Source organism: Mucilaginibacter sp. P4_G9 (assembly GCF_056400985.1).
Map to the genome: position 1 here is coordinate 1 of NZ_JBFUKF010000075.1, position 17,776 is coordinate 17,776.

At 41.8% G+C, this 17,776-nt stretch carries 9 protein-coding genes; 8 read left to right on the forward strand and 1 reads right to left on the reverse strand.

Going from position 1 to position 17,776, the window contains the following annotated elements; all coding sequences use genetic code 11:
* Positions 1-327: 327 nt before the first annotated feature.
* The 8 genes from AC1DPZ_RS09175 to AC1DPZ_RS09210 all read left to right on the forward strand — a co-directional run bounded on the left by AC1DPZ_RS09175 (position 328) and on the right by AC1DPZ_RS09210 (position 17,097).
* Positions 328-774 carry a DUF2141 domain-containing protein gene (locus tag AC1DPZ_RS09175; RefSeq protein WP_477402675.1) on the forward strand — a complete coding sequence of 149 codons (447 nt, stop codon included), beginning with the start codon at positions 328-330 and terminating at the stop codon, positions 772-774.
* A gap of 83 nt (positions 775-857) precedes the next feature.
* Positions 858-1,544 (forward strand): DUF4397 domain-containing protein, encoded by a 687-nt coding sequence (locus tag AC1DPZ_RS09180; protein WP_477402676.1) that lies wholly within the window; start codon positions 858-860, stop codon positions 1,542-1,544.
* Positions 1,545-1,867: 323 nt separating this feature from the next.
* Positions 1,868-6,019 (forward strand): two-component regulator propeller domain-containing protein, encoded by a 4,152-nt coding sequence (locus tag AC1DPZ_RS09185; protein ID WP_477402677.1) that lies wholly within the window; start codon positions 1,868-1,870, stop codon positions 6,017-6,019.
* 491 nt (positions 6,020-6,510) lie between these two features.
* Positions 6,511-9,756, forward strand: coding sequence for a SusC/RagA family TonB-linked outer membrane protein (locus AC1DPZ_RS09190; protein ID WP_477402678.1), 3,246 nt, complete (start codon positions 6,511-6,513; stop codon positions 9,754-9,756).
* Positions 9,757-9,780: 24 nt separating this feature from the next.
* Positions 9,781-11,526, forward strand: coding sequence for a RagB/SusD family nutrient uptake outer membrane protein (locus tag AC1DPZ_RS09195; RefSeq protein WP_477402679.1), 1,746 nt, complete (start codon positions 9,781-9,783; stop codon positions 11,524-11,526).
* 205 nt (positions 11,527-11,731) lie between these two features.
* Entirely contained in the window at positions 11,732-12,949 is a 1,218-nt protein-coding gene (locus tag AC1DPZ_RS09200; protein ID WP_477402680.1) for a multiheme c-type cytochrome, read from the forward strand.
* Between the two features lie 13 nt (positions 12,950-12,962).
* Positions 12,963-16,532 carry a VCBS repeat-containing protein gene (locus tag AC1DPZ_RS09205; RefSeq protein ID WP_477402681.1) on the forward strand — a complete coding sequence of 1,190 codons (3,570 nt, stop codon included), beginning with the start codon at positions 12,963-12,965 and terminating at the stop codon, positions 16,530-16,532.
* 199 nt (positions 16,533-16,731) lie between these two features.
* A complete protein-coding gene (locus tag AC1DPZ_RS09210; protein WP_477402682.1) occupies positions 16,732-17,097 on the forward strand; it encodes a response regulator in 366 nt (121 codons plus the stop codon).
* A gap of 16 nt (positions 17,098-17,113) precedes the next feature.
* Here AC1DPZ_RS09210 and AC1DPZ_RS09215 read toward each other — a convergent pair.
* A partial coding sequence (locus tag AC1DPZ_RS09215; protein ID WP_477402683.1) for a sensor histidine kinase occupies positions 17,114-17,776 on the reverse strand: 663 nt, incomplete at its 5' end.

The following is a 17,776-nucleotide window of genomic DNA, read 5'->3' on the forward strand; positions in this document are numbered from 1 at the left end:
GCACCCTCCCGTTGGGAGGGAATCGCACGGGGCCAACCCTTTTTATAAATCTTTCGAACACTCAAGGTTTCAAACCCATCGCTATTTGCCAGTATTCAATGCCAAACAGTTTCATTTTATTGTTTTCCTGGCTTTTCATCCTTTAAATAATCTAAAAGCGACTTTCCGGATGCTACCCTTATCTGAGGCGCTGCATGGCGTTTTTTTCAAACCGGCTATAATAACATTCGGGCGTTATTATGCCMGTTTCACTCAGTTTTTGATTTAAGACCTTGCTGAATGCCTATACCTTCGATTCAAAATAAGGTCAAAATTAATTTTACAACTATGAAAAAGACAATTGTATTCGGTATTAATCTGTTGATCGGCCTGCTCTTTATTTTCTTCGCTTCCTATATACAGGCACAGCACGAAACTGAGGTTAAGGTAACCGGGATCAGATCTCCTAAGGGAAAAATCATCCTAAACGTATTTAAAGACAATGCGAGCTATGATGATGAAAAACCTTGCAAGAAATTCGTGTTCGACAAAAAAGCTATTGCTAACGGAACTGTAACCCTGAAGTGTGAGCTTGAGCCGGGCATCTATGGATTCACCATGGTGGATGATGAAAACGAAAACGGTAAGATCGACAAAAATATCATCAGGATGCCAAAAGAAGGATTCGGGTTTTCCAACTTCTTTATGGAAAAGATGAAAAAGCCAACTTTCGACGATTTCAAAGTTGATTTAAAGTCCCGGCAAAAAATTGAAATAAAGGTAAAGTATATGTAAGCAATGCTTCCCTGCCATGCAGAAGCCTGCCATTACATTCTTAAAAAAACACATTTTAAAATTAACATACAACAGAAACTATTATGAAAACTTCAATAATTTATAGAAAGCTATTCGCCGGCCTGTTCCTGGTGGTAGCAGCCATATCCTTTTCATCATGCGAAAAAAATACCATTGATCCTTCGGGACAATTCAATATCAAAGTAGTCAATGCCGCCTCAACTTCGGGTCCGCAGAGTTTTACCCTGGCAAATGCTGTGCTGGTAAACGGCGGACTGAGCTTTGGTGATGCCTCTGCTTATATCACCGCTGCCTCCGGGAAAAATATGGTTATGGAGTTCAAAGACGAGGGAACAAGTCATGTTTACGCAACGGGGTCACTTTACACAACTAATGGTGTAAATTTTACAGTGTACATGGCCGGAAAAGGATCGACAGCGAGGGTCAAATCTTTTGAGGACGATCTCGCGACTCCGAATAACGGCAAGGTAAAGATCAGGTTTATCCATTTAAGCGATAATGCGCCTTCTGTTATCACAATAAAAAATTCCTCGGGAGATGATCTGGTGACTACAATGGCCAGAGACATTTCGAGCGGTTATAAGTATGTAGATCCCGGAACCCTTTCTGTACAATTTTATGGCACTGCATCCCGGAATAATATTGGAAACTTCGACGTGACGGATCTGCAGGCCGGTAAAATTTATACCCTTTATTTAACCGATTCGGCCAACGGCAGTCTCCTCCTGAACAAGGTTCTTCACAATTAACGGAACCTGCAACTTTATTAAAAAGCCGGGTCATCAAATTGATCCGGCTTTTTGCATTGATGGGCATAAACCACAGCATCCGCGGTTTTGCAGCAGCTGGAAGCAGCAATAATTTATCAAAATAATAAAACGTCTGCCGCGTTGACTGCTTAATCGTTAAAAAGCGTCTTGGTTAGCTCAAAACGCTATTTTTGGTCCATTTTGTCATTTCTCCATTTTATTATTAGTTAGCCTTTTAAATTAGCTCCTATATATTTGTACTTTTATCCCCGTTATAAATCAATTTTTTAAGCTCTGCAATCGATTGCTGGTAAACGCCTTTCATGAACATTAAAGTTTATATATCCCTAATTTTTCTTGTATTTACCGGGCAATGGCTATATGCCCAAAACGAACCGTATAAGTTTTCGCATTTGGATTTAACAAACGGCTTGTCTGATAATCATATTAACTGTGTTTTTAAGGATGATAAAGGCTTTATGTGGTTTGGTACAAACTCGGGCCTTAACCGGTACGACGGACATACATTTAAAGTTTTTAAACACGATCCCCGCGACCAAAACTCTTTAACAGAAAGCTTTGTTTCGCGAATGAGCGAAGGCCCGGATAAGAAGTTATGGATATTTACGCATGGCGATATCAGTATTTATAATTCAACTACCGAAAATTTTTCTACAAGCGTAGCCGATGAGTTGAAACGCTACAAAATAATAACCGACCAGCTAACATCAATAAAAAAGGATAAGGACGGAAATTTTTGGTTTATTACCAAGGGTAAAGGCTTGTATCGCTATAACCCGGTAACAGGCTTAACCAATTTTTATTGCACATCGTCTTATTCAAAAACAATATTGCATGCAAACGATGTAACAGATGTGGCGGTTACAAAAAATAATGCAGTATGGCTTATTTATGGCGATGGTATTATTGAAGAGCTGGATACCAGGTTAAATAAAATAACCAGCCTGTTTAATGGCGTAGCAAAAGCCAATTCCCGGTTCGAGTCGTATACTATCAGCGTTGATAACAAAAACAATTTATGGATCTACTCGGCGGCCGGGCCATTTGGGGCTTTTTGTTTTAACACGCAAAACAAATCGTTAATACATTTTAACAAAGATACGCCTGTAGGCAGGCTTAACTCCAATATCATCAATTCTATTATACAGGCTGATGATGGTAAGATTTGGATAGGCACCGATCATGGCGGAATTAATGTGCTCGATCCGTTGACCAATAAAGTTACCTACCTGGTGAATAAAGAKGGCGACCCTCAATCCATCAGTGGTAACAGCATTGTTTTATATAAAGATGATACGGATATTATTTGGGCGGGTACCTTTAAACAGGGTATCAATTATTACCACAAGGCAATTCTCCAGTTCCAGGTTTACAGGCATTTATCAACCGACGCCAATAGCTTACCTTATGAGGATATTAACGCCTTTGCAGAAGATCGGGATGGAAGTATCTGGATAGGTACAAACGGCGGTGGTTTAATTAATTTAAACAGGCAAACCAAAGTTTATAAGCAGTATAAACACAATGCCGCCAATCCTAACAGTTTATCCAACGATATCATTATTAGTTTGTATATAGATCACGAGCATAAATTATGGATAGGTACTTACTTTGGCGGCTTAGAGCTTTTTGATGGTAGTAAGTTTATACACTACCGGCATAACGACAAAGTGCCGTCATCTATTTCCGATGACCGGGTTTATACCATAACGGAGGATGCGCAGCTAAATTTATGGGTGGGCACATTTATGGGCGGGCTTAATGTACTTGATCGTAAAACCAACGGCTTTAGTCATCCGGATTATATAATGGTATCTGATTATACCGCTATTTTATATAAAGACAGGCTGGGAAATATATGGATAGGCAGAGACAAAGGCGTGGATGTAATTGATCGAAAAACCAATAAGGTAAAACATTATTACTATCAGTCTAAAAAACCAAACAGCCTTGCCGGCAGCGATGTAAATATCATTATGCAGGATAGCCGTGGTTTGATGTGGATAGGTACAAAAAGCGGACTAAGCATTTTAAACCCTCAAACCGAGAAGTTTTTGGCATTGGGTGATGGATTAAGCCTGACTGCCAGCAATGTATCAAATATTTTAGAGGACAAGCGGGGGCGGATGTGGGTAAGTACAACCAGCGGGCTTGCAAACATTAAACTTAACAGAGCAGGCGATAAATATACTTTCCAGATCAATAACTATAACGAAGTAGATGGCTTGCAGGGCAGGGATTTTAATTTATATGCTGCTTTGCGACTTAAGGATGGCCATATGATATTTGGCGGTTCGCACGGGTTTAATTTATTTGATCCGGAGGGAGTAACAACACTAAAGCCCGATCCGAAACTGGTGTTTACCGATTTTAGGTTATTTAATAAAAGTGTTGCAGCCGGCGATTCGGTAAAAGGAAGGGTTGTTTTAGATACGTCGATAGCAGAAACAAAATCACTGGTATTAAATCATAACGAAAACGTATTTGATATTGAGTTTGCAGCCTGCGAATATTTTTACTCCAATAAAATAAAATACCAATATATGCTGGAGGGGTTTGATAAAGGCTGGATAACTTTCCCCGCAAACAGCCGTAGCGTAACATACACAAACCTTGATGGCGGCGACTATGTTTTTAAAGTGAGAGCCCAGGGTACCAATAAGGAAATTTCACTCGATATTATTGTATTACCTCCTTTTTGGAAAACGCCCGTTGCTTATGCCGTATGTGCATTGCTGGCAATTGGTATAATACTGTATATAAGGCACCGTGGCATTATTAAACTGAAGCAGCAATTTGAGCTTAGGCATGCAAAAATAGAGGCGGAGCGGAAAATTGCCAATGAGCGCGAAGAGGCGCAACGTATGCACAAACTGGATATGATGAAGATCAAATTTTTTGTAAACATCAGCCATGAGTTCAGAACGCCTTTGTCCCTTATCTTATCGCCTATTGATGATTTGATCAGGATAACCGATAAGCCCGCCCAGCAGCATCACCTGACCATGATAAAGCGAAACGGCAGGCGCCTCCTTAACCTGGTTAACCAGCTGGTTGATTTCAGGAAGATGGAGTATCACGAACTGAAGCTGTGCTTAACCGGTGGCGACATTATCCATTTTATTAAGGAGGTTTCCGCATCCTTTACTGATGTTGCCCATCAAAAACGCATTCAGTACCTTTTTGAAAGTGAGATAGATGGTTTCATTACCAAATTTGATCATGATAAAACAGAACGGATCTTATTCAACCTTTTATCCAACGCCTTTAAATTTACGCCGGCGGGCGGCAGCATCAGTGTGATATTAAACCTGCCGGAAACAGAAACACTCCCGGGCGACCAAAAAATGCTGGAAATAAGGGTGATTGATACCGGAATAGGTATCACCAGGGAAAACCAGGAAATGATATTTGCGCGTTTTTTCCAGGATGACATCCCCGAAAGCCTCCTGAACCAGGGCAGTGGCATAGGTTTGTCTATCACCAAAGAGTTTGTAAAATTGCATGGCGGCAGCATTAAGTTAGAAAGCGAGCCCGGCTATGGTAGTTGCTTTATTATAAGTTTGCCTGTTGAGGGTAAAATCGAGAAACCTGCGGCCTCGCCGGCAGTGCGCGAAAAAGCGGCAAATTATGTATTGAAAAATACAGATGGTATCCAGGGATCAAACAAAAAGCCAACCATTTTATTGGTTGAAGACGATGGCGACCTGCGGTTTTACCTGAAAGAGAACCTGAAAAATAATTTTCATATTGTTGAGGCTATAAATGGCAAAGAGGGTTGGCAAAAGGCGCTTGCCCTGCACCCMAAATTGATAGTGAGCGATATAGCCATGCCCGAAATGAACGGCCTTGAGTTGGCAAAAAAAATAAAAGGAGATTCCCGTACAGCCCAGATCCCTATAATATTGTTAACCGCCATAACCGGTGAACAGGAACAACTGGCCGGCCTGGAATGCGGCGCCAACGATTATATTATTAAGCCTTTTAATTTCGAGATCCTGCTATCAAAGATCCAAAACCTGTTGCTGATGCAGCAAACGTTTAAAGAAACCTATCAAAAACAAGTCGAAATACAATCGCAGGATGTGGCGGTGGTATCTGAAGATGAAAAGTTTCTGAAAAACGCTTTAGATTTTATCGAACAAAACATCACACAACCTAATTTCTCGGTAGAAGAATTAAGCCGTCACCTGGCACTCAGCAGGGTTTCGTTGTACAGGAAATTGCTCGCCCTTACCGGTAAAACCCCGGTTGATTGTATCCGTACCATCCGTTTAAAAAGGGCGGTTCAGTTGTTGGAGAAAAGTAAACTAAGTATTGCCAATGTTGCCTACGAGGTAGGCTTTAACAATGCAGCCTACTTTGCCAAGGTATTCCGCGAAGAATATGGTATGCTCCCTTCTGAATATATTATTGAATTACGTAATAAAGAGCAGGAGGATATTCCGGCATAAATTCGTCGGTAAAAATATTGGGGAAATTTCCGGTCTTAATAAAATAGCCGCTATAAGCCTGTCCTGGCATTATTACGTTTGGAAATTCTTTTTGCTTTTCGACCCTTTAAAACGTTTTAATAATTGCTAACCCGCCCGCCTCATTGTCCCTCACCTTGCTACAGCTAAACAGACACCCTGTTCCTTGTATTTTACAAATGTAATTCAATGGTTTAGGGATAAAAACCGGGCCATTTTATAACTTATAAGATATGGCAATAATATACCATATATGATGCATTTTTAACCTTTATTACTCCGAGTTGCTTGCAAATAATTGGTAATTAGGTATTTAATACTGCGTAACATTTGTTGTATCAATTTTAACATATGTGTTACAATCGATTGCGCCTGTTGCATAGTTTTGATATCAAGGTTCAGTAAATTTTTTCCGACAGAAAAAGCCGAACCGCTTCGATCACAAACCAATTTCAAAATCTAATAATTAATGTATGAGAGGAAAACTACACATCAAAAAATTTGTGGCTTTAATCTGGATCAACTTAGCGCTATTGCTGGTAAGTATGTCTGGGTATGCCCAAAGTAAAATTACCGGTAAGGTAACCGGCTCCGACGACGGGCTGCCAATACCGGGTGTTACCGTAAAAGTAAAGGGTGGCGCAACGGTAACAAGCACCAATACCGAAGGTGTATATTCCATTACTGCAAATAGCAATGCAACGCTTATATTTAGCTTTGTTGGCTATACAAGCCAGGAAGTGGCGGCCGGCGGCAATGCAACGTTAAACGTAAAATTATCTCCCGAAAATAAAGCCCTTAGCGAGGTGGTTGTTGTGGGTTACGGCAGTGCCAAACGTAGTGATGTTACCGGCGCAATTAGCTCTGTTAACGCAGCAACTATAGCAAAAGTTCCCGTTACATCTTTAGATCAGGCTTTGCAAGGCCGTGCTGCCGGTGTACAGGTTACCAATAATGATGCTTCGCCGGGTAGCAACATTTCTGTATTAATACGCGGTACAGGTAGTTTGGCGAGTGGCGGTAACACTCCGTTATATGTAGTTGATGGTTATCCCATAAATGCCGGCGGTATCAACAACATCAATCCAAGCGATATTGCATCTATAGATGTGCTGAAAGATGCTTCTGCAACTGCTATTTATGGTGTCAGGGCCGCTAACGGTGTGGTTATGGTAACTACAAAAAAAGGTAAAAAGGATGGTGGTGCACAGGTTGAGTTTAACGCTTACAATGCGTTTCAGAGCAAACCTAAACAGTACGATCTGTTAAATGCCCAACAGTTTGCCACCCTGGCCAACAATGTAGCAGCAAATGACCCTAATAAACACTTTACAACTTTGGCCAACTGGGCCAATCCTTCGTCACTAACCAATGCCGATTGGCAAAATGCTATTTACCGTAGCGGTTTAACCCAAAACTACGACTTGGCTATCCGTGGAGGAAACGAAAAAGTACAGTCATCAACCTCGGTAGGTTATTATGATCAAAAAGGTATCGTACTTGGATCATTTTTCAAAAGGATCACCCTTGGTACAAATTTAGATTATCAGCCAAAAAAATGGCTTAAATCATCAACCAGTGCTAAATACTCTTATCAAAATTATAACAACCCTTTCGGTACCGGTAATTTAGGTAGTGTCAACCAGTTGCCACCAACGCTTGATGGCGGTAATAAATTAACCAGTCAGATTAAGGATGCTAATGGCAACTACGGTTTTTATAACCCTATATATACTTATGTAGCAAAAAATAATAACCCAATCTATTCAATTGAAACCAATAAATTTAAAAATATAAACAACTACTTCCTGGTTAACTCTTCATTAGAGGCTACCATTTTTGATGGTCTGAAATTTAAAACCAACGGTGGTATTACTTACACCGGTTACAACGGTTCATTCTTCCAGCCTTCAGACAGCCGTAAAATCGATCAATATGGCGCCGCTGCCGGTGCATCGGGTACAGCTTTTTATTCGCAGCATATCAACAGTACTTTCGACTGGTTGTGGGAAAATTATCTGTCGTATGATAAGACATTCGGCGCGCACACTATCAATTTTGTGGCTGGTGTATCTGAGCAGGAAAGCGATTATAACAGTTTGGGAGGCAGCGTTACACCGCCCAACAACACTATTAAAAGCTTAAGCCAGGGCACCAACCTCATATTAGATGCTAATGCCAATGGTGCGGTTAATAACGGCGAAGTAAAACGTTCTTACGCTTCGCAGTTTGCAAGGTTGGCATACAACTACGCCAGCAAGTATTATTTAACAGGTACGGTTAGAAGAGACGGTTCATCGCAGTTTGCGCCAGGCCACCAGTATGGTACTTTTTACTCTGGTGCATTAAACTGGAATGTTAAAAAGGAATCTTTTCTTACAAACGTTAACTGGCTTTCGGGTTTAAAATTCAGGGGTAGCTATGGTGAGTTGGGTAACCAGCATGGCATCGGCGATTTCACCTACCAATCGTTATATTCGGCAGGTGCTTCTGCAACAGCCAGTGGTAACCTGGGTTATGCCTTTGGTAAAGTTGGCGGATCAAACGGAATTTATCAGGCAGGTGTCGCTTCAATCCAGCCAGAAAATGACAACATCAGGTGGGAAACTGATTATGTAACAGACATCGGCATGGACGCGTCGTTTTTAAATGGCGAATTAAGCCTAACTGTTGATTATTTTAACAGGCGATCAAAAGATTTCTTGCTGAATATTGCCGCACCGCAACAAACAGGATATAATACATTGCCTAAAAATGTTGGCTCAATGGTAAATAAAGGCTGGGAGTTTGCTGTAAATTATAACCATGCGGTAAGCAGCGATTTCCACATTGATTTAGGTTTAACACTGTCATTTATTAAAAACAAACTTACAGGCTTGTATTCTGGCACTAATGCTATTTCAAACTTTGGCGGTCTGGGCTTAACAGGTGAAGGCTGGAACGAGTTTACCAGAACTTATATTGGCCAGCCGGTTGGTGAGTTTTACGGGTATAAAGCAATTGGTATCATTCAGAACGTTACCCAGTTGAATGCGTTGAATACAGCTGCGAAGGCAAAAGGTAATGATTTTTATTATAAAGCTACCACCGCGGTAGGCGACAGGTTATACGCCGACGTTGATGGAAGTGGTAAGGTAACTGCAGATGATAGGGTAGCCCTGGGCAACCCGCAGCCTAAATTTTTTGGCGGGTTTAACCTTGGCGGATCCTATAAATCATGGGACTTTAACGCCTATTTCTACGGGGTTTACGGTAATAAAATACTGAATTTCCAGGAAAGCAATCTGGAGAGCTTTGCGCAAAGAGGATCCGTAAGTATTGAAAACGTAAGCAAGCAGTATTACAATAATTACTTCATACCGGGCGCAACGCCGGATGCACAGCCTATCCGTGCCTCAAACCGTTATGCGGCGGTGTATTTTGATGATACTGATCATGGTAATCTGGCACCATCAAGCGCCTGGATCGAAAACGGTAGTTTTTTAAAATTAAAAACACTTACAGTTGGATACTCATTGCCATCGGATTTGGTAAAAAAACTTACGTTATCTAAAATACGGGTATATGTTTCTTCACAAAACCTGTTCACCATCACTAAATACACCGGTCTTGATCCGGAAATTGGTACTCAAAACGCCAATCCAACCCAAAACGGTGTTGATAACGGTACTTATCCATCATCAAGGTTTTACACTATCGGCTTAAACGTGGTATTCTAACCAAGGACAAAAAAAATAATGATTATGAAAATCAATAAAAAATATTTCACTATTGCAGCCTTGTGTGGGGCTATGCTGATCCCGCTCAGCTGTAAAAAGAATTTTTTAACACAAACCAATTCTACGGCGTCAACCGCTGATGCTACTTTTGAAAAATCACAGGATGTTGTTGCGCTGGTAAATAGTATTTATGACGGCTACCAGAACAGCGATTTGTTGAAAAAATCAATTTGGTACTATGCCAATTTTACAACACATGATTGGTTTAATAATGGCGGCGATATTGCCTGGAATAACTATACCATCAGCCCAACTTTTGGCGCCTTGAATACCTTTTGGACAAACGCTTATTTTGACATCATCAGGGCAAATTCGGCGTTAGAGATCATTGCTACTGCAAAAACAAAAGGTGTAGTTACACAGGAACTGGGTAACCGTTTATTAGGCGAGGCTTACTTTTTAAGAGGGATGAGTTATTATTACCTTGCCGGTAGTTTTGGCGGAGTGCCATTGGAGTTAAAGGCATCCACCGATGGATTAACACCAAGAAGCACACAAGCTGAGGTATTTGCACAGGTTGTAGCCGATATGAAGCAGGCAGAAACCTTATTGCAATCAAAAACCGTACTGCCGGCTACTGAAAAAGGCCGGGCTACCAAAGGTGCGGCTTATGCTTATGAAGGTTCGGCGCAAATGTGGTTAGGTAAATACACTGAGGCCTTAGCTGCGTTTAACAATACCGAATTGACCAGCAATTATCATTTATTGCCCAAATTTATTGATGTACATGAATTCACCAATCAAAATAATGATGAGTCGTTATTCGAAATTCAGTTTGATATCCAGGGTTCACAAAGCTGGGATGGCGGCTGGCAAAATGGCGGCGAAGTAGCATGGATAGATGACTTTAGCTGGCCACATGAAATAAGTGGTTTTGGTTATGATTATGGTAACCCAGGTTTGGAGTACTCATACCAGGCTGGCGATTTGCGTAAAAACGCCACTATTATTGGCCCCGGCGATGAAAACATCAGCCCAGGCATTATTGCCAAATGGGGTGGTATAAAGGGCTACCAGGTAGTTATCGATGGTTTCAAAAACGGAACAAAAGACAACCCGGATCAAAAATACGGCTCATTTGTGGGCGATGATGGCAACATTATCAATACCTGCGGTGCCTTAAGGCAACCATGGTATGGTAATGACCTTACCCGCTCTGGCTTCTATTGTGCAAAAAAATGGCGCGATCCAAATCTTACCGGCGCCAACGGTTCATCAACCATATTTGGTTCACAAAACCAGATCCTGATGCGCTATGCTGAAGTGTTGCTTTCGAGAGCAGAGTGTAAGGTACGTACAGGCGATATCCCGGGAGCTTTAGCCGATTTGAAAATTGTTAGAGACAGGGCTTTTGGTGGCTCCGCACCGGCAGTTATGCAGGATGGACTTACCTTTGACGGCAAACCGACATCGCCAATAACCGATCCATTACAAATGGTGTTAAGCGAGTACAGGCATGAATTAACAGGCGAATACTCCTTGTTTTATCTGCTGCGCAGGGCAGGTCCGGGTGTTGCCGCCGCCTTTATCAAAAATGCTTATGGCACAGATGGCACAGTAGTTCCTCAGCCATATCCATACGGCCCAACTGCCGATGGTAAACTGCATGGCGTTTGGCGCACATCGTTACCGGCAAATCATGATATATTGCCTATACCGCAAACTGCCATAGGGCTTAACCCTAACCTGAAACAAAACCCGGGTTATTAATAGGGGTATTATAGATGAAACGAGTTTAGTTATCTAGTTGGTTACTTTGCTTTGGCTTTCTCCTTCGGGAGAAAGCCTTTTTAAATTCGGCACACAACGAATGTTAATTACCTTTGCCGGGGATATTCGAAGCTGATTTTTTTAATATATATGCTGATATGCGGCCCAAAATTGGGTTTGATAAAATAATGATACGCGTGCTGTTGTGAAAAAAATAATAGTAATAACAGGGATTTTTGTGGCATTGCTGGCTGTTGTTTACTTTCAGTTTAACAATAATACCGCAAATGCCGATCCTCGCGGCAGCATGTATGCCGGCTCAAAAAGTTGTGCCAGATGCCATGGTAAACTTTATAATTCGTACCTGCATACCGCCCACTATATAGCATCAATTCCGGCATCTGAAAGTACGGTGCATGGCAGCTTTGCTCCCGGTTTCAATATATTTAACATTAGCCAAAATCAAAAAATAGTAATGGAAAAACGCGACAATGGCTTATACCAAACCTATTACCAGGATGGTAAGGTTAAGCAAAGCAACCGTTTTGATATTGTTTTTGGAGGGGTTAAAGGCGAAAGTTACCTTTACTGGCAAAATAACCAGCTTTACCAGTTACCATTATCCTATTATAGCCGGCAAAATCAATGGTCGACAAGCCCTGGTTATCAATTTAATTTTGTCAATTTCAGGTCGATAGGTAAGCGCTGCCTGGAGTGCCATGTATCCTATGTTGATGAATTGCCGCAGGGAAACCAGCAATTAAGCCGCGATGAGCAATTTGATAAAAGCACCATGGTATATGGTATTGATTGCGAACGTTGCCACGGACCCGGCGCGCAGCATGTCGATTTTCAAACCAGTAATCCGGGTGTTAAAACGTCAAAGTTTATAGCTCGTTATGCAAGCTTAAGCAGGGAGCAAAGAATGGATATGTGCGCCGTATGCCATTCGGGCATCCACACGGCTTTACTGAAATCCACATTTGGATTTATGCCGGGTGATACCTTTGCAAAATTTAAACTTCCAGATTTTCAGCGTAATATCGATACCAGTCATTTGGATGTACATGGTAAGCAGTTACAACTGCTGCAAAGCAGTAAATGTTATCTGAATAGTAAAATGGATTGTGCAACCTGCCACGATACGCACCAGAATACGCGCGGCAACAATATTTTATATACCCAAAAATGCCTCAACTGCCATAACAAGCCCAATCACGTTTACTGCAAAATGATTGATAAGCTAAGCGCCAGTGTGCTTGAAGCCAAATGCATCAGCTGCCACATGCCACAACTAACAACCAACGTAATATCGGTGCAGGTGGCCGATAAGGCGCCACCGGTACGTTTTTTTGTGCATACACATCATATAGCCATATATCCGCAGGAGGTTAAAAGTATTATGGCCTTTATAAATAATTAATTGAATGTTTTTTATGAATAAGCTTTATTTTTTGGTGTCGCTTTTATTATCGCTATGCCTGTTTTCGTGCAAAAAGCATACGCTGTTTCAGCAAATTTCATCATCGCATTCGGGTATACATTTCAATAACCAAATTGTTGAAACTGATAGCATAAACCCCATCGACCTAACCAACATTTACAATGGAGGAGGAGTTGGAGTAGGCGATTTTAATAACGACGGCTTACAGGATCTTTATTTTACGGGCAACCTGGTATCCAATCGCTTGTATCTTAATAAAGGCGATTTTAAATTCGAGGATATTACCGATGCTGCCGGTGTAAGTGGTATGGGCCGTTGGGGCCGCGGTGTTGCCGTTGTTGATATTAATAACGATGGATTAACTGATATTTACGTATGTAATACCATTTATCCCGATTCATCGCGCCGTAAAAATATTTTATACATAAATCAGGGGCTTGATAAGGATGGTATCCCTCATTTTAAAGATGAAGCCAAGGCGTATGGTTTGGAATTGACCAAACAATCAACCATGGCCAGCTTTTTTGATTACGATAATGATGGTGACCTGGATATGTATCTTACCGTTAATACCGCGTCATCGGCCTATTACCCCAACGTTTTTGGCAAGGCTACCCGCGCCAGCAACAGCAGTACCGGGCAACTGTACCGTAATGACTGGGACGAAAAACTACGCCATGCCGTATTTCATAATGTATCTGGGCAGGCTGGTATCAATTTAGATGGCTTTGGCCATGCCGCTACTACCGTTGATATTAACGGCGATGGCTGGAAAGATATTTATGTATCCGATGATTTTGTATCGAGCAATATTTTATATATCAACAACCATAACGGCACTTTTACCGATAGGTCAAAAGAATATTTTAAGCACACGTCTTACAACGCCATGGGGCAGGATATTGTGGATATTAATAACGACGGCCTGGCCGATGTGATAGAGCTGGATATGAACCCCGAGGACAATTATCGTAAAAAAATGATCCTGGGTGCCAACAGCTACCAAACCTTCCAACTTTTTGATATGTTTAAAACGCAGTATCAATATGTGCGTAATACGTTACAGGTTAACCAGGGACCGCGTTTAGGCCAGAATGGGATAGTAGGCAGCCCGGCATTCAGCGAGGTAGGGTTTATGAGCGGTATATCGCAAACAGATTGGAGCTGGACACCACTGGTAACTGATTTTAATAACGACGGTTTCCGCGACCTTATCGTTACCAACGGTTTCCCTAAGGACGTTTCTGACCGTGATTTTATGACCTACAGACAGCAGGCTTACGCAGCAGTCCCCAAGAAAACGGTGCTGGAACAAATTCCTCAAATTAAGATCCCCAACTATGCTTTTCAAAATAATGGCGATCTTACTTTTCGGGATGTAAGTAAAAGCTGGGGGCTGAGCACACCAACGTTTTCTAACGGAGCAGTTTACGTCGATCTGGATAATGATGGCACTATGGATATGGTCGTAAACAATATCAATGATGAAGCATCGGTATACCGCAATACATCACGGGACGATAAAAAGAAATCAGATAGCACCCATTACCTGCAAATCGGCTTTAAGGGAGATAAACAAAACATTAATGGTCTGGGTGCTTTGGTGGCAATATTTTATGATAAAGGCAAGCAACAGGTTTATGAAAACAACCCGTACCGGGGATATTTATCAACCGTACAGGGCATTGCCCATTTTGGCTTAGGTAGGGTGAGCAAGATTGATTCGGTAGTGATAAAATGGCCCGGGGGCAAAAAGCAGGTATTGCTTCATGCAAAGGCTGATCAAAAGATAATCGTAAACATTGCCGATGCTAAAGATAATTACTCGTCGATATTACCAGAAGTTTATACAAAATCGCTGTTTAAAGAAGTTACAGATTCCCTGGGAATAGGCTATGTGAGCAAGGATGCTAATTTTGTCGACTTTAACATTCAAAAGCTTTTACCGCATAAACTATCAGAGTATTGCCCGGCTTTGGCGGTAGGCGATGTAGATAATAATGGGCTGGATGATATGGTTATAGGCGGCAACTCCAACTTTCCGGCCCAGGTGTTTTTGCAGCAACCCAACGGTAAATTTGTGCAGCGCGACCTGCTAAGGAACAGCATGCAAAATCAGGGAAAGTATAAAGACGCCGGCTTATTACTTTTTGATGCCAATGGCGATGGTAAACTGGATTTGTATGCAGCAAGTGGTGGCTATGAGGCAGCTGCTAATAGCCCCGAATACCAGGACAGGCTTTATTTAAATGATGGAAAGGGCAATTTTACATTGGCAACAGATGCGCTACCCACAAACTTTACCAGTAAACTGTGTGTAAGGGCCTGCGATTATAATAAGGATGGCAAGCTCGATCTGTTTATTTCAGGACGGGTTGAGCCCTGGAAATATCCGCAACCCGTATCCAGCATTATTTTAAGGAACGATAGCCAAAACGGTCACATTAAATTTACCGATGTTACGGCCCAGGCGGCTCCGGCATTAAAAAACGCCGGGCTGATTTGTGATGCGCTGTTTACCGATTTTGACAACGATGGCTGGCCAGATTTGATCATGGCCGGTGAATGGATGCCCATAACGTTCCTTAAAAATGATCATGGCAGATTTGTAAATACCACCGCAAAATCGGGCATAAGTGATAAACTGGGCTGGTGGAATACTATAACCGGCGGCGATTTCAGGCATACCGGGCGTACCGATTATATTGTAGGCAACCTTGGCCAAAACAGCCTGTTACAAGCCAGCGACCAGTATCCGATATACATCACAGCTAAAAACTTTGATGGCAGTGGTTATAGCACTATTCCAACCGTTTTTTTTCCGGATGTTAATGGGGATAAAAAGGAGTTCCCGTTGCATGGGCGCGAAGATCAGTTAAAGCAAATGATCAGCCTTAAAAAGAAGTATACCAATTACAAATCATTTGCCACAGCTACCCTGCAGGATATGCTCACGCCCGAGCAACTAACCGGTGCCTTAAGGCTCAAAGCTAACCTGTTAAAATCATGCTATTTACGTAACGATGGCAACGGTAAGTTCGCACTCATTCCCTTACCGGTTGAAGCCCAGGTGTCTGTTTTAAGCGGTATGGAAACCGGTGACTTTGATGGTGACGGAAACCTTGATGTGGTGATGAATGGCAATGACTACGGCGCTGATGCATCTGTTGGTCGTTACGACGCCCTGAACGGTTTAATGTTAAAGGGTGATGGTAAAGGCGGTTTTAAACCACTTAGCATTTTGCAAAGTGGTATTTATATCCCTGGTAATGGAAAGGCATTGGTAAAACTGCGTGATAATACCGGCAACATGCTATTAGCTGCCAGCCAAAACAAGGATGCTTTGAAGTTATTTAAGCTAAATACAAAGGTTAAAACCATAGCCGCCGCCGGGCAGGATGCCTACGCCATGATCATTTATAACGACGGGCGAAAGACAAAACATGAATTTTATTATGGTAACTCGTTCCTGTCACAATCTGCACGGTTTATGCAGGTTGATGATAGCATGAAAAGCATTGTTATTTTTGATATTAAGGGAAACAAACGGGTGGTAAAGTAACAATGAGTGTTGCAAGAATCGCTTTGGAGCCCATATGAAACCAATTATTATTGCACCTGGCGATTTTCGCCGGTGTGATAATAGAGGTATAGGTTTCTGTATCTTAATAATTTAATTAATATCTTTGTGAGGCCTGAAATCAAGTTAATTCGTCCTTTACAACCCTTTCTCTTCGGGCATTTACTTAAACCATACAGGTATGGAAACGATAATTGTACAGGATACCGACAAGGCTATTTTAGAAATCCTTACTGAGGCTTTGGAGATGGAAAATTTTGAGGTTTACCCGATAATGGATTTTGATGAAGGTTTTCTGGACCTAATAGACCGGGTGAGGCCGCATGTGGTCATATTGGATTATCGTTTAACCGGCTATCGCTGCCTGGAGGTGCTTCACAGTGTCAAGAATAAATACCCACATCTACCCGTTATTGCCACCAGTTGCAATAGTAATATTAACCAAGAGTATAGCCTGCTTGGTTTTGATGGTTATATCGCCAAACCCTTTGACCTGGACCTGCTTTACAAGATATTGAGGAAACATATTCCTAAAATAGGAGCTTAAGCAAGAGGCATAAGCGTTATATCGGAATTATAAACCAAAACGTACTTCCTTCTCCCAACTTACTATCAACGCCGATTTCGCCGCCGTGTTTCCTGATAATCTCTGCGCTTATAAATAATCCTAAACCCAGGCCGGAGTATTGACTTTCCATGCTATTCCCCTGGTAGTAGCGGTCAAAAAGCAGGGGCAGCTTATCAGCCGATATGCCTGGACCCCGGTCGGTTACCGATACTTTTACTGTTGTCGCAAGTTGCTCGATCCGGATATGGATCTCCTTCGATTCCGGGGCATATTTAACCGCATTACCCATGAAGTTTACAATTACTCTTTCAATCCGCTCCGCGTCCGCGTTAACTTCGAGTTCTTTCGGACCATTAATGACGACCTGCGGGAATCCTTCGACGCGCAGATAATTACAACACTCTTCAGCCACCTTATACAGGTTGAAAGTTGTCTTTTTTAAATCCAGCTGATCCCTATAAGTCTTGCTTGCGTTTAACAGGTCATCAACCAGCATAACAATTTTATTAACGCTCTTATTGGCTTGAAGAATTAATGTTTTTAACCGGTCGGCTAAACCATCTTTCATCCTGTCCAATAGCTGAAGAGAGGTTTTTAAACTTGTAATAGGCGTTTTCAGTTCGTGACTGGCGATGCTGATAAAGTCATCTTTATGGCG

Bases quoted from the DNA above. Each gene is read 5' to 3' on its own strand.
- AC1DPZ_RS09175 (WP_477402675.1), top strand. From the start codon at position 328: ATGAAAAAGACAATTGTATTCGGTATTAATCTGTTGATCGGCCTGCTC.
- AC1DPZ_RS09195 (WP_477402679.1), top strand. From the start codon at position 9,781: ATGAAAATCAATAAAAAATATTTCACTATTGCAGCCTTGTGTGGGGCT.
- AC1DPZ_RS09205 (WP_477402681.1), top strand. From the start codon at position 12,963: ATGAATAAGCTTTATTTTTTGGTGTCGCTTTTATTATCGCTATGCCTG.
- AC1DPZ_RS09180 (WP_477402676.1), top strand. From the start codon at position 858: ATGAAAACTTCAATAATTTATAGAAAGCTATTCGCCGGCCTGTTCCTG.
- AC1DPZ_RS09190 (WP_477402678.1), top strand. From the start codon at position 6,511: ATGAGAGGAAAACTACACATCAAAAAATTTGTGGCTTTAATCTGGATC.
- AC1DPZ_RS09210 (WP_477402682.1), top strand. From the start codon at position 16,732: ATGGAAACGATAATTGTACAGGATACCGACAAGGCTATTTTAGAAATC.